Here is a 14,599-nt window from a genome sequence, read left to right as displayed (position 1 = left end):
ACCTCCCAATATCATGTCCCATTTTAAAGGAAAGTTTGATATTTTTCTACTATTTTGTGCTGTTTTTTTAAAAAATTTTTTGACTTTTTTCGATTTCGGCTAAAATTGCGTCTACAACCTGCTCAATTGACATATTTGTAGTATCAATTTCAATTGCATCATCTGCCTTTTTTAATGGTGAAATCTTGCGGTGTGAGTCTTTATAGTCCCTTGCTGCAATATCTTGTTCGATTTCATCCACTGTCTGATTAGATTCAATGCCGCGCTCTTTAAAATCTAAAAGTCGACGCTCAGCACGAGATCTAGCAGAAGCCACTAAGAAGATCTTTACTTCCGCATCTGGTAAAACGGTCGTACCAATATCACGACCATCCATGATTACATTAGTTTTACCTGCCATTTGACGTTGTAAACTAACCATTTTTTCTCGTACTTTAGGCAAAGCAGAAACTTGTGACACATTAGCAGAAATTTCTGGTGTTCTAATTTCTTTAGAAACATCTTTTCCTGCTACATACACCTTTTGCTCACCATGTTCAGATTTCAATTCAATTCCATCTTCATCAATAGCTTGCAAAATTCCTGCTTCATCCCCGTAATCTAGCTTATGATTACGAGCAATAACTGTACATGCACGATACATTGCACCAGTGTCTATATAAACGTAAGACAGCTTTTTAGCAATGATTTTAGCAACCGTGCTTTTACCTGCTGATGCAGGTCCATCTACTGCTACTTGCATTTTAATAAAAAAGAGATCTTACTGCTCGACCTCTTTTACCCTTTCTGAAAGATTATCTAAATTTAAGTGTTTGGCCAACATTGATGTTTGAAGAATCTTCAAGATTATTTAATCTGGCTAATTGATCAACAGTCATGCCATATTTTTCTGCAATATTAGTTAAAGTATCACCATCTTTAACTAAATAAGTCTTAGGTTCAGTCTTTTGAGATGAACTTGAACTAGTCTCAACAGAATTCTTCTTAGCTGAAGATGAAGTCTTTTTAGCTTTACTTGATGATTTAATTGCCTTAGATGACTTTTTAGAAGAAACCTTCTTAACTGTTTGAACTTCTTCAGCTTTTTCAGAATGGCCTGATGACAAACGATGAACAACTGGGATTAATGCAATTAATATAACAACTAAAATCACAATAACTGCAATCCATCTAGCAGATCCACTGGGCTGCTTATCTTGTGAACTTCGCTTTTCAGTTGGCCGTTCATAGTGTTGATATGGCCCTGTTGATTTTTTATCCATCTGTAAATTCCTCCATTCACTTAACGGATTAATTCTAGCATACTTTAATAGTCTTTGAATATGAAAAATCCCATCAACTTAAAAAGTTAATGGGATTTTACTTTAATTCAAATTAAATCTTTTTCGTACAAATGGCTTAATCGTCTTAATAGTTGCCTCAAAAAGCAAATATACAACGACACTGTTAATTACACCTTTTAATAAATTAAATGGCACTATAATCGTAAAAATATAAGCTTGCATAGATGGTAAATGTAATAACTGACCTAGATAAACCTTCTCAGTGAAGTGATACAAAGCACCATAACTATTAATCGCAGGTAAATTAGGAACCGCCGTTACTGCATATACTGGAGTCAAAATAAATGCGTTAGTTAAAGACATCACACAGGTCATTGCCAGAATACCAATAATTAATCCACACATTGGTTTAACTATTCCCATCTTAGTTTTTCTATTCTCAACCGTAACATTCTTACTAAAGAAATAAAATGGCAAAGAGAAAGACATCGAAGCAAGAAAAGCTGCAATTTCACCTACTACACTTGGTAAAGCAAAACCAGCAAAAATCAAGCTTAACACCATTCTAATTAATGCAATAATTACACCTGGAACAGCTCCAAAGATAAACATTCCAACTGTAATAATTACATCTGAAAAATCAAACTTTAAAAAACCTACGCCAGGGATAATTGGAAATTCAAATTTCATTACCACAAAGGCAATACACCCAATTAACGCATACGCAATAATATTAGCTAATCCTGTAGCATTTGCTCTAGATTTACTCATGACTTACTTTCCTTCCTACAAAAAAGGTCTATTGCTCCAGCAACAGACCTTTATAAAGTAAAGTAAGATTTACTTTATTGATCTGTCTTCTTCCATCTAGACTTTAACTATCGGTATCAAAAGATTCAGCCACTTGCGTGGGTCGCGGACTCTAACCGCCGGTCGGGATTTTCACCCTGCCCTGAAGACAATGACCTATATATTTAATTTCTAAGTATAAGTTAATCTAATCTCATTAATTTGTCAACTTCGCGCTTTGACAATTCGCGATATTGTCCAGAAGTAAGAGAATCTAAGGTTAAAAATGCATATTTTTCACGGGATAATTTTTCAACTAAATGTCCTACAGCCTTAAACATACGCTTAACTTGATGATAATGTCCCTCGTGGATAGTCAATTGGACAATTTGAGTATCTTTACGCTTATCTGTTTTAAGAATCTTTACCTTTGCTGGAGCAGCCTTAAAACGATCCAATTTAACCCCTGTAGTTAATGTTTTAATCTCATCAGGAGTTAAAATCCCCTTGATTTTAGCAACATAAACTTTAGATACTTCATTTCTAGGGTGCATTAATAAATTAGCTAACTTACCATCGTTAGTCATTAAAAGCAAACCTGAAGTATCATAATCAAGACGGCCAACTGGATATAAACGATATGGCACATCTTCAAAATAATCAACAACCGTTTTTCTACCCTTATCATCATCTGCAGTAGAAACAACACCACGTGGCTTATAGAAAAGATATGTATGCAAGCTTTCTCTTTCAATTGGTTCATCATCAACCGTAATATTACTGAAAGTTTCAACCTTGGTTCCTAGCTTAGTAACTACCTTACCATCCACTTTCACGCGGCCAGCTACAATCATTTTTTCTGCTTTTCTTCTGGAAGCAATTCCTGCTTCTGCTATTACTTTTTGCAGTCTCTCTACCATTATCTTTCCTCTTTCTGCATTTGCTTATCTGCGGTTCCTTTTGCCTCAAACAAATCTATTCCACCATTACTATCATTATCCGCAAAATCTTCTATTAAAGGCAAATCTGCTAAACTATGATAATTAAAATACTGTAAGAAATAATCCGTAGTTACATACAATTTAGGATGTCCAGGAGCATCTTTTTTGCCATCGGCTTTAATCAAACCGCGCCAAACTAATGTCTGCAATGCTCCAGATGAATTAACCCCACGAATATCGTCAATTTCTACCCTAGTAATAGGCTGACGATATGCAACAATTGCCAAAATTTCTAGAGCTGATTGACTTAAGTTTTTTGTTAAATCTTTTTGAAAATATTTTTCAATAATCTTGGCTGTTTGCGGACTAGTAGTCAACTTGTATGTATGAGCAATATGAATTAATTGCAAGCCAGAATCTGAATTCTTCGTTAGCTTTCGTTGCAAATTCTCGGCAACCTTATCTAAAGTTTCACCATCAATCTCTAGCATTTCAATTAAATTTTGCTCTTCTAATCCATTATCACCAGCCGCATATAAAAGTGCTTCTAAATTTGCCTCTTTACTTGCCATTTACATCAATTCTTTCTAAATTTAAATCACCAAATTCTCTTGCTTGTAAAATTCGAATTTCGTGTTTTTTGCTCAATTCAAGCATTGCTAAAAACAAACCAATCACATCAGAAATACTATGCATTTGATCAGTACAACTAAAAAAGCTGACTTGTCGTTTTTTTGCCAAACGCTGATGCAAATAATCAATCATTTCGTTAATTGGAGTCTCAGCCACTTTAATTGAAGCAGTATCCGGTTGACGCATCTTTAATCTGCGGAGAACCATGGAAAAAGTTGTTGCCAGTTCATTTGAAGTAATTTGTCCTTTAGGCAATGGTTGAACCTTAACAGAAGTTGAAACACTTGCTTCCTTTGACACAACAATTGGTACTTCTTCATTTCTTTCTTTAAAATATGCAGAAATCTTTTTAAAAATTGAATATTGTACTAATTGCTGTACTAATTCATCCCGAGGATCATCTTCAGCTTCCACTTCATCTACAAAATCATTTTGTGGCAATAAATATTGTGACTTTATTCTAAGCAAAGTTGAAGACATCACAAAATATTCCCCAGCAATTTGTAAATTCAGACTTTGCATTTGCCTCAAGTACTCTAAATATTGACTAGTAATTTGAGCAATGGGAATATCATAAATATCTATTTTTTGCGATTGAATTAAATGGAGCAATAAATCTAATGGCCCCTCAAAATTAGGTAACTCTAACGTTAAATTACTTTTATTCATTATCTTCTTCGACAGTTTTTAATAAATTGGTATATTCAGGTACAGCGGTAACTCTTTTATCAGGGTATTCATTTTTTAACTCACTGACAATTTCTTTTTCATAACTAATTTCACGAAAACCGGGAGCTAAAGAAAGATATCTGATCACAACAAACTGCTTAGTTACTTGTGTACCCAACACTCCTACAATATTATTCTGTTTATTACGGTACAAATAAAGCAGAAAATCATTATCTTCTTGATTAAGTCCTACTTCTTCTTTTAGATTTTCAATATTTTTAAAATCAGGCAAATATGAGAGTAATCCCATTGCCGTTTTTTCATAGTCTTTTTTATATTGTATTAGCATTATTAATCACCTAAAGACGAGGATGTGTCTTTTGATATACTTGTAAAATATGTTTTTGAGATAGATTAGTGTAAATTTGGGTAGTACTAATATCTGAGTGTCCCAAAATCTCTTGCACTACCCGTAAATCTGCCCCATTTTCAAGTAAGTGCGTTGCAAACGTATGGCGCAATGTATGGGGAGTAACATCTTTAGTAATTCCAGCAGATTGACAATATTTTTTAATCATTTGCCAAATTGCCTGCCGTGTAAGTTGCTTGCCTCGACTATTCAAGAAAATATGCTCATCATTTTGACCAGCTTTTAAAATTAATGGATCTCGCACATCTTGTTGATATTGCTTTATCCAATGCAAAGCAACTGAACTAATCGGTATCAAGCGCTCCTTAGAGCCTTTACCCAATACTCTAACTAAACCCAAATCTTCATGTAAGTCTTGTAATTCCAAATTAATCAATTCACTTACACGCATACCAGTCGCATATAAAGTTTCCAATATTGCTCGATCTCTTAAACCCAATTTTCGTTTAATATCAGGTTGTGCAAGCAAATCATTAATTTCTTTCTGATTTAGAGCTACAGGAAGACGTCGCTCTTTTTTAGGTAAATCAATTTCAAGCATTGGATTTAACTTCTGAATGTTTTGACGCGCAAGCCATTGATAAAATTTACGCATACTAGAAATGAGCCGACTAATTGAACTAGTAGCTTTATTTAAATCGTATTGTCTTGCTAAAAAGGCATCTACATCGCTAGCCTCTGTTGGCCAAGAATTCATACCCTCTTTTTTTACAAAAGCCAGGTACTCTTCCAAATCTTGACGGTAAGCAGTAATCGTATTATTGCTTAGGCCACGTTCAATTTGACTATAGCGTAAATAATCATCAATCTGGTCTTGTAGTTTATTCTTCTCCATCAGTATTCTCTTCTGGATCTTTAATTAAAGTGATAGCACCGGCAGTTTTATCTTCTTCGATTAAGCCTGCTTTGAGCAAATGACCTAATGCGCGCTTAAATGCGGATTTAGAAATACCGAAGTAACGCTTTATATCTTGCGCATCAGATTTATCGTAAAATGGTAAAGTTTTAGTCTCTCTTCGGCGCAAACTCATCAAAATCATCTGAGCATCATCGTCAATTTCTTCAAAAGCACGTGGCAAAGTACTTAAATTTAATCGACCATATTGACTGATACCAATAACCCTGCCCTTAAACTGTTCACCTAAGCGCATTGGACGAGGCATTTGTGATTCGTGTACAAAACCTAAATAATAATCATTAGTTAAAACAAAGGCACCAATTTCACGACTAGCATAAACAGTTCCGAAAACATTTTCATTATTCATTCCATTCGGAAAGTTTGCTGCTAACTGATCAAAAATATTTTCATCTGCTAACTTAGCCCAAATTCGATCCTTATAGTCGGTTTCTAATCGCACCAAAAGACGATCATCACGACGAGGCCATCTTTCCTTTTCTCGTGGCAAGTCATCCATAGATACTACCACATCTTTATCGGGTAATCCGACATCAACAAATACACCTAAACCCGGTCGAACTTCTGTTACCTTGCCCCAGCCATATTGATCAGGCTGAGCAAAAGGTAAAAACTGGGTCATTTCTCGATCATGAGACTTGTTATCATAAATAAAGCCTTCTATTTCATCACCGATCTTAGGAATTTCGTCTTGGGTAAGCTCTTGCTTTTTTAGTTCATAAGTAGTGCCATCAATTTGTACATAATAGGCATTATCATTTTCATCAATTATTTTTCCTTTTGCAACAGTTCCAAGCATGTTTATAATCTCCTACTTTACATATTCTTTCATATACAAGTATAAAAGATATTTGCGCAAAATAAAATAGCCAGCTCGAAAGCTGACTATTTTTTTGATTAGCTAATCTATTTTTATTTTATCTTTTAATTAAAGGTTTGAGATTTCGCCTTGGTAGATAGCACCACGACGAGCATCAACAGTAATAGTTGAACCATCAGAAATCTTTTCAGTAGCGTTAGTTGCACCAACAACAACTGGGATACCTAATGATAAACCGATAACTGCTGCGTGTGAAGTCAAACCTGAAGCTTCAACAACTAAACCTGAAGCCTTCTTGATAGCTGGGTTGTAGTCTGGGTTAGTAGTCTTAGCAACTAAGATGTCGCCTTCCTTAACCTTGCTGTTAGCTTCTTCAGCTGAGTTTGCTACAACAGTCTTGCCGATAACTGAACCGTTACCAACACCTAAACCTTGAACAAGCTTGTTACCGATGATTTGTAACTTCATCAAGTTAGTTGTACCTGAGTCACCAACTGGAACACCAGCAACGATGATTACAAGGTCGCCATCCTTAACAAAGCCCTTTTCCTTAGCTACCTTAGCAGCTACTTCAAACATATCATCAGTTGACTTAGGCTTTTCAGTCAATAATGGTTGTACACCCCAAACGATACCCAATGAGTGTTGGATCTTTTCATCGAAAGTCAAAGCAATGATGTCTGCGTTTGGACGGTACTTAGAAATCATACGTGCAGTGTAACCTGAGTTAGTTGCAGTAATGATAGTCTTAACACCTAATTCTTGAGCAGTACGTACAACTGATTCACCGATAGCTTCAGTTACATTTGAACCCTTGTAAGCTTCGAATCTTTGAAGTGCTAAAGTGTTACGCTTAAGCATTTGCTTTTCAGTACGTTCGTCAATTTCAGCCATTGCCTTAACAGCCTTAACTGGGTAAAGACCGTTTGCTGATTCACCTGAAAGCATAGTTGCGTCAGTACCATCAAGAACAGCGTTAGCAACGTCAGAAACTTCGGCACGAGTTGGACGTGGGTTTTCTTGCATTGAGTCAAGCATTTGAGTAGCAGTAATAACTGGCTTACCAAGTGCGTTAGCCTTGCGGATTAAGCTCTTTTGTACAAATGGAACTTCCATGAATGGAATTTCAACACCCATGTCACCACGAGCAACCATCAAACCATCTGAAACTTGTAAGATTTCGTCAGCGTTGTCAATACCTTCTTGTGATTCAATCTTAGGGAAGATCTTAACGTAATCTGCACCAGCTTCTTCACAAAGCTTACGGATGTCTAAGATGTCTTGAGCCTTACGTGCAAATGAAGCAGTAATGAAGTTAATACCGTATTGTAAACCGAACTTAATGTCGTCAGTATCTTTTTCAGTGATACCTGGAAGGCGAATTTCAACACCAGGAGCGTTAACACCCTTCTTTGAGCCGATAACACCAGTGTTTTGAGCTTCACAGACTAATTCTCTCTTTGAGTCGTCCTTTTCCTTGATCAAAAGGTCAACCAAACCATCATCGATTAATACGTGACCACCAACGTGAGTATCATCGTACAAACCTTCGTAGGTAACGTGGATCATGTCCTTGTTACCCTTCTTAGTGTCGTCCATTGATACACGGATCATGTCACCGGTATTAATAGTAAACTTACCACCTTCTTGTTCAGTGGTTCTGATTTCAGCACCCTTAGTGTCAAGGTCGATACCAAGAAGCAAACCAGTATCCTTTTCCACTTGACGAACCATCTTCATACGAGCAAGGTGTTCTGGGTGGTCACCGTGTGAGAAGTTGAAACGGAATACGTTTGCACCAGCTTTAGCTAAAGCAGTAATAGTTTCAATATCGTTTGAAGCTGGTCCTAAAGTACTAACAATCTTAGTTTTCTTCATTATTAAAAAAATCCTCTCCAAAAATCAACTAAATTAATATTTAGTCATTTCTTCATTTACATCCAACAACGCATAATCGCCATGGTGCTTTCCGTCAAACAGATCAAGAATGTCGTGGGTACCAAGTTGACCATTCTCCATGCCGACAGCTAAACCGCCCTTCCCATCGAGAAGCAACTTAACAGCATAGTTACCCATCTTAGTAGCATTTACTCTATCTGTGACAGTTGGTGAGCCACCACGTTGCATATGCGCAAGGACATTAGCACGAGCATCAAAATCGCCGTATTTAAGTAATTCATCCTTAAACTTATCAGCGGTCATGACACCTTCTGCTAAAACAATGATACCATGATCTTTGCCATCTGCAAAACCACGAGTGATAGTTTCTGCAATTTCTTTTACGTCGTATGGACGTTCAGGAATAACAATTGCATCTGCACCACTAGCTACACCAACACGCATAGCGATGTCACCACATTCACGTCCCATTACGTTAACAACGAAGACGCGGTGGTGACTACTTGCTGTGTCGCGAATCTTATCGATTGCGTCCATAGCAGTACGACAAGCAGAATCAAAGCCAATCGTGTAGTCAGTATAAGGAATATCATTATCGATAGTTCCTGGTAAACCAACTGAGTTTACGCCGTGGCGAGTCAAGGCTAAAGCACCATGGTATGATCCATCACCGCCAATAACGATAACAGCATCAATACCATGCTTCTTTAATTGCTCAACACCCTTTTGTTGCACTTCTTCTTGTGCAAATTCAGGGAAGCGAGCACTGTACAAGAATGTACCGCCTTCACTTATCTTGTGGTCAACATTTTCCGTAGTAAGCGGAACAAAGTCACCTGCAACCAAACCAGCGAAACCATAACGAATTCCAAAGACTTCAAGTCCATGATGGATAGCAGTCTTGGTGACAGCTCTAATTGCTGCATTCATACCAGGGGCGTCTCCACCACTAGTTAAAATACCAATCCGTTTCATGAATTCACCTCATCATGATTATTTTGTGTAATTTCTCACATCAAATAAATATTAACATTTTTTCACCCAAAAATCTCACAAAAATTGGGCTAAATTACGGTTTATTTTTATTTAAAAAATGTTAGCACTTACATGTATGGCAAGAAATAAATTCCTCTTGTCTAAAATTATTCTTTAAAATTTACTTTTCGCAAATTGGTAAGTAAATATTGCTTTTTATTTTGATCAAAACGGTCTCCTTGTACACGTAATCCCAATAAATAAATATCTCCTACCTTTAACTCTGTGCCAAATTTTTCATAAATGCGGGGGAAAATCACAACCTCTTGCTCTCCAGAAGTATCAGCAAAGCTAGCAAAAGCCATATTCTTACCGTTTTTAGTTCTAATTTGTTTAAATCGGATCAATTTACCAACTCCAACTCCCGATTCATTTAATTGGAATTGATTGAGCGGCCTACTATTGAATTTTTGAGCAAATTTTTGAACAGCAATTAATGGTGACGTAGTTGTGGCAAAACCTAAAACTTTTTCTTCCATTTCAACTTTTTCTGCACTCGTTGGCTCTTCTGCTGGCTTAAGCGGAGCATCCCCCAATATCTCAGATAAAGAAATATTTTGGCCTGTCAATTGCACATTAGCAATTATTTCATCGCAATTAATCAGCAATTCGTTACGATTCTTTTCAAGCTGATCAAAGGCTCCGGCCATGATCAAAGCTTTAATAGCATCAACCTGCAAAAACTTAGGATCTATTCGGCGAAGAAAATCATTTAATGATTTATACGGCGTGGTGTTATCGGCAATCTCTTTAGCAAAATCAACCCGCAAGCCTTTAATAGCCTTTAACCCTACTAAAATCTTTTTGTCTTTCAAGGTATATTCAAGGCTGCTGTAATTAATGTCAGGGGGCAGAATTTTAATATTAGCTTCCTGTGCATGCATAATATAATCCTGAGCTTTAGCTCCAGCTGCTGAATTTAGCATTGCCGTATAAAACGCAACAGGATAATGGACTTTTAAGTAAGCTAGCCAGTAAGCAATCTTAGTATAAGCAACAGCATGTGAACGATTAAAACCATAATTGGCAAATTGCTCTATATATTGATATACCCGTTCAGCTACGGCCTTGGTATGACCTTGTTTAATTGTTCCAGCAATAAACTTACCTTTTTCCTGTTCAATTACATCTTGCTTTTTCTTAGACATGGCCCGCCGCAAAATATCAGCCTCGCCTAAAGAAAAGCCAGCTAAAATTTGCGCTGTTTGCATTACCTGTTCTTGATAAACCAAGATGCCATATGTTGGCTGCAATATTTTTTTTAAACTAGGATCAGGATATCTAACTGCTTCTTGCCCATTTTTTCTTCTGACAAAGGCATCAATATTTTGCATAGGACCCGGACGATATAAAGCATTCACCGCTACTAAGTCTTCAAAATTATCGGGATGCAATTTGCGCAAAACCTGGCGAATTCCTCCAGATTCAAATTGAAAGACTGCATCCGTTTTTCCTTGTTGAAATAGCTGCAAAGTTTGCGCATCATTTAAAGGAATTTGATTAGGATCGATCTTTATTCCTTGCTGGCGAATCAAATTCAAAATATTGCCTAGCACAGTTAGATTACGCAACCCTAAGAAATCGATCTTAAGGAGACCCAAAGATTCAACGTATTTTTTAGTCTGTTGCGTAACCGGTATCCCTAACGGACCCGCTTGCAATCCTGAAATTCCTGCGATTGAATTATCGCTAATCACTAATCCTGCAGCATGAATAGAGTAATGGCGCGGCAATCCTTCTAGACCTAAAGCTGTTTTAAAGAGCAATTTGTTTTCGGGTGTAGCATCGACTAATAAACGCAACTCCCTTGACTGTTGATATGCATCTTTTAACGTAATCTTGCCCTTTGAATATGGAATCGCATCTGCCCATTTCTTAATTTCGACCATTGTTAAGCCAAATGCTCGGCCTACATCACGCAATGCTTGCTTTGCTGCTAGCGTACCAAATGTCAAAATCTGTGCCGCATGATCCATGCCATATTTTTGATACATATACTTAATTACAGTATCTCTTTGAACATCAGGAATATCCAAATCAATATCCGGCATTTCATGACGAGCTGGATTCAAAAAACGTTCAAACAGCAAGTTGTATTCAATTGGATCAACTTCGGTAATTCGTAATGAATAAGAAACTAACGAACCACATGCTGAGCCCCGTCCTGGTCCAGTCGTAATTTGAACACGATGACAATAATTAATCACGTCCCATACAATCAAAAAGTAGTCATCAAACCCCATTTGATTAATGACGCGCAGTTCATAATTCAACCGTTTTTGATATTCTGCTGGAATTTTATTTTGACCAAAGCGTTGCTGTAAGCCAGTTTGAGCCAAGTAATGCAAATATTCTTCTGAAGTTGCAAACCTTTTTTGGTGATATTTAGGCAAAACAGGCTTCTGAAAAACAACTTCTGCATTGCATTTTTCAGAAACTTGCCATGTATTATTCACTGCATCATCCAGATCAAATTCATGGTATCGCTGAAGCAATTGCTCTGCTTCAACTAAGTAATGTGATCCTTCTTGCTTAGCTAAAGGCAGCACATCCTGAATTTTATTTCCTGTAGCAATAGCACGCAAAGTTTTTTGTAAAAATTGATCATGTGGATTTAAGTATTCGCTATCTTCAGTTGCAAGTAAGGGTAAATCAAATTGCTTGCTTAAACTGCGCACATAATCAATATAATTCTGCATACTTTGATTAGCATACACGCCTAAATAAAGATCAGGCGTTAATTCTTTCAAATCTCGAATTAAATCACTACCTAATTGCTTATTTGTCTCAAATAAGTACAATAATTCGCTTTTAGTATTTGCAGGCACAACGAGCAATAAATCAGTCAAATACTTGCTTAAATCTTTTAGAGTTAAGACATTATTATTTTGTCCATTTTCAGTTAGTAGATTAATCGCACTCGATAAACGCAATAAGTTATGGTACCCCGCATTTGTTTTAGCAAACGCAAGCAAGTCATATTTCTGCGTACTATCAACTAAACCATTTAAACGCAGCTGCATCCCTAAAAGTGGCTTAATTCCCGCTTTTTTAGCCAATTCATAAAAATTAACCAAGCCATATGTTACGTTTACATCAGCTAATCCTACTGCCTGATAGCCTCGTTTCTTGGCCGTTTCGATTAAATCTGGAACTTTTGTAGGACTATCTAGCAAAGTAAACGAACTTAGGTTTTGAAGTGTTGCTACTTGCATAAAATAACCACCTTTCACTGCAGAAATTTATCAAATTAAGTATAACAAATTGCATTAATCTCGTTTGAAATTGCGCCTTATTTTTGATAAAATTCTATCCGAAAGAAGGAATCAATATGGGTCGATATCTAGTCACAATTGTATGGAGCATAATCTACATGTTTGTTGTAGGCTTTATTGCTGGTCCTTTAACTCAAAGTGCCTCATTCAACACTAACGATGTCAAAACTTGCTTGGTCGTTGGCCTTATCTTCGGCATTCTTTTCTCAGCAATTATTGCAACTATTACTGCTCATTCACACAAAGACAACAGTAAATACAGTAAGTTAAAATAATTATTTTAAAATTAAAACACGTGAGAATTTCAAAGTTCTCACGTGTTTTTTGTCTTCTTAATAGAATTTATAGTTTTTCTTGGTGTCTACTTGTACATCGCCATGAGTTAAGTATTCGCTAAACATTTGAACATAATCTTTATCAAGTGTCATTTCGATTTTGTCCATACTGTATTCAGGATAGAATCCACCACCCATTGCACGATAATTATTGACAGCTAAATGATAAATCTTATCGTCTTCAATTGGCTTGTCATGCAAAGTAAGCTTAGTCAGACGTTCACCCTCTGGCTTAGATAAATCAGCTTCATATTCAACTGGATAAAAGACATCAAAATGATAAAGCATTGGCTTAGGTTTAATCCAGCGATCGATGAAGCCAATCTTGCCATCTTTGTCTTTCTTCAAAAAGCCAGCGCTATGTTCAATAATATGACGCAATTCTTTACCAGTCAGTTTAACGCGACAAAGTTGGTTAGCATATGGATAGTTTAACAAAACATCACGCATAGTAACTGTCTCATTAAAACCTTTAGCATTTTCACTCATAACAGCAGTGGCAGAGACATCGGCTTTTGTAAACCATAATTGCATTTGTTGAATCAAGTTGATGAATGGTGCCCCCTCAATGCGGCCTTTCATGGCATTTTCAATCCGTGCAGGCTTATTTAAGTGGGCTATAGGCTTGTCTAACCATTCTTGAGTTCTCTTGTCTAAATCGGCAATTTTCTCGACTACAGCAGGATCTGGATCATAGTCCTTAGTATCAATCAACTTAGTAGTCATATTGGTAATTTTCTTAGTGTTATCATCAACATCTACAATTACTTCCGCAACTGCTTCTCCGCGATAACCTGGTTGAACAATTGCAGTATTTTTAGTAACTACATTCAAACGACGGTGTTGGTGACCAGTTAAAAAGACATCTACTTCAGGAATTTCAGTTAAAATCTTATAGCCTTCATTTTCACCACGATGTGGCTCAGTAGCTTCGCCAGTTTCTGGATCACTTTCAAATCCACCGTGGTACATTACAGCTAAAATATCTACTTGTGGCCGTAAAATTTTGGCATAATGCTTAATCTTTTCATATGCGGATGCAAATTCTAGACCAGCCACATTTTCTTTAGGTTCCCAATGAGGAATATATTGAGTGGTAATACCTAAAATACCAATCTTTAAGCCGTTTCTCTTAATGATGATATATTCACGACCAAAAAACGGCACCTTAGTTTCAGCATCTAAAACATTGTCATTAATAATTGGAGCCTTATTATTATCAACGTAATAGCTTAAATAATCTAATCCAAAATTAAAATCATGATTACCCAAACAACGTGCATCATACCCTACTGCATTATATGCTTCAGTAAATTTGCGTAAATCACTATAATCACCAGTAGAATGAGCATATGAAGCAAGTGGAGAACCTTGAAGGCAATCACCAGCATCAGTGACAACAACATTATTATCACCATACTTTTTCTTTTCAGCTTTAATCACTGAACTAACTCTGCTTAAACTAAAAGGTGCATTATAATCAGTCTTATTTTGATAATCTGTTGGCAGTAAAAAGCCATGAGTATCACTAGAGTGTAAAAATACTAATTTCATCTTTCTGTTTCCTTTTCTTA

At 36.5% G+C, this 14,599-nt stretch carries 14 protein-coding genes and 1 riboswitch; of the genes, 1 reads left to right on the top strand and 13 read right to left on the bottom strand.

Annotated elements, in window-relative coordinates:
- Positions 1-67: 67 nt before the first annotated feature.
- The 12 genes from cmk to CP357_RS00440 form a co-directional block, all read right to left on the bottom strand.
- Complete coding sequence (gene cmk / locus CP357_RS00495) at positions 68-742, bottom strand: (d)CMP kinase (protein ID WP_098036274.1); 675 nt, start codon at positions 740-742, stop codon at positions 68-70.
- A 52-nt stretch (positions 743-794) separates the two neighbouring features.
- The gene (locus CP357_RS00490) at positions 795-1,262 is read right to left on the bottom strand and encodes an SAG1386/EF1546 family surface-associated protein (protein WP_098036273.1); all 468 of its coding nucleotides are present in this window, start codon (positions 1,260-1,262) and stop codon (positions 795-797) included.
- Between the two features lie 102 nt (positions 1,263-1,364).
- A complete protein-coding gene (locus CP357_RS00485; RefSeq protein ID WP_025005743.1) occupies positions 1,365-2,054 on the bottom strand; it encodes an ECF transporter S component in 690 nt (229 codons plus the stop codon).
- Positions 2,055-2,134: 80 nt separating this feature from the next.
- Positions 2,135-2,247: riboswitch (FMN riboswitch) on the bottom strand.
- A gap of 28 nt (positions 2,248-2,275) precedes the next feature.
- Positions 2,276-2,992 (bottom strand): pseudouridine synthase, encoded by a 717-nt coding sequence (locus tag CP357_RS00480; RefSeq protein ID WP_025005742.1) that lies wholly within the window; start codon positions 2,990-2,992, stop codon positions 2,276-2,278.
- Entirely contained in the window at positions 2,992-3,585 is a 594-nt protein-coding gene (gene scpB / locus CP357_RS00475; protein WP_098036272.1) for an SMC-Scp complex subunit ScpB, read from the bottom strand. The genes CP357_RS00480 and scpB overlap by 1 nt, the downstream gene beginning before the upstream one ends.
- Positions 3,575-4,315 carry a ScpA family protein gene (locus CP357_RS00470; RefSeq protein WP_098036271.1) on the bottom strand — a complete coding sequence of 247 codons (741 nt, stop codon included), beginning with the start codon at positions 4,313-4,315 and terminating at the stop codon, positions 3,575-3,577. Before CP357_RS00470 ends, scpB begins: the two co-directional genes overlap by 11 nt.
- Complete coding sequence (locus CP357_RS00465) at positions 4,308-4,664, bottom strand: reductase (RefSeq protein ID WP_025005739.1); 357 nt, start codon at positions 4,662-4,664, stop codon at positions 4,308-4,310. The genes CP357_RS00470 and CP357_RS00465 overlap by 8 nt, the downstream gene beginning before the upstream one ends.
- A gap of 10 nt (positions 4,665-4,674) precedes the next feature.
- A complete protein-coding gene (gene xerD / locus CP357_RS00460) occupies positions 4,675-5,580 on the bottom strand; it encodes a site-specific tyrosine recombinase XerD (protein ID WP_025005738.1) in 906 nt (301 codons plus the stop codon).
- Positions 5,567-6,460 (bottom strand): S1 RNA-binding domain-containing protein, encoded by an 894-nt coding sequence (locus tag CP357_RS00455; RefSeq protein ID WP_025005737.1) that lies wholly within the window; start codon positions 6,458-6,460, stop codon positions 5,567-5,569. The genes xerD and CP357_RS00455 overlap by 14 nt, the downstream gene beginning before the upstream one ends.
- Positions 6,461-6,589: 129 nt before the next feature.
- Positions 6,590-8,359 (bottom strand): pyruvate kinase, encoded by a 1,770-nt coding sequence (pyk, locus tag CP357_RS00450; protein ID WP_025005736.1) that lies wholly within the window; start codon positions 8,357-8,359, stop codon positions 6,590-6,592.
- A 33-nt stretch (positions 8,360-8,392) separates the two neighbouring features.
- A complete protein-coding gene (gene pfkA, locus CP357_RS00445; protein ID WP_025005735.1) occupies positions 8,393-9,355 on the bottom strand; it encodes a 6-phosphofructokinase in 963 nt (320 codons plus the stop codon).
- A gap of 167 nt (positions 9,356-9,522) precedes the next feature.
- A complete protein-coding gene (locus tag CP357_RS00440; RefSeq protein WP_098036270.1) occupies positions 9,523-12,630 on the bottom strand; it encodes a DNA polymerase III subunit alpha in 3,108 nt (1,035 codons plus the stop codon).
- Positions 12,631-12,746: 116 nt separating this feature from the next.
- On the opposite strand from CP357_RS00440, the gene CP357_RS00435 reads away from it, so the two are divergent.
- Positions 12,747-12,965: a YjzD family protein gene (locus CP357_RS00435; protein WP_025005734.1), complete on the top strand. Its 219-nt coding sequence runs from the start codon at positions 12,747-12,749 to the stop codon at positions 12,963-12,965.
- A gap of 57 nt (positions 12,966-13,022) precedes the next feature.
- On the opposite strand, the gene CP357_RS00430 is transcribed toward CP357_RS00435, so the two are convergent.
- A complete protein-coding gene (locus CP357_RS00430) occupies positions 13,023-14,579 on the bottom strand; it encodes a bifunctional UDP-sugar hydrolase/5'-nucleotidase (protein WP_087176187.1) in 1,557 nt (518 codons plus the stop codon).
- Between the last annotated feature and the right edge of the window lie 20 nt (positions 14,580-14,599).

It is taken from the genome of Lactobacillus sp. UMNPBX6 (assembly GCF_002553975.1).
Taxonomy (GTDB): domain Bacteria; phylum Bacillota; class Bacilli; order Lactobacillales; family Lactobacillaceae; genus Lactobacillus; species Lactobacillus gallinarum.
Note: the sequence above shows the minus strand (reverse complement) of the source record. Positions and strands in the feature narration are given on the sequence as shown.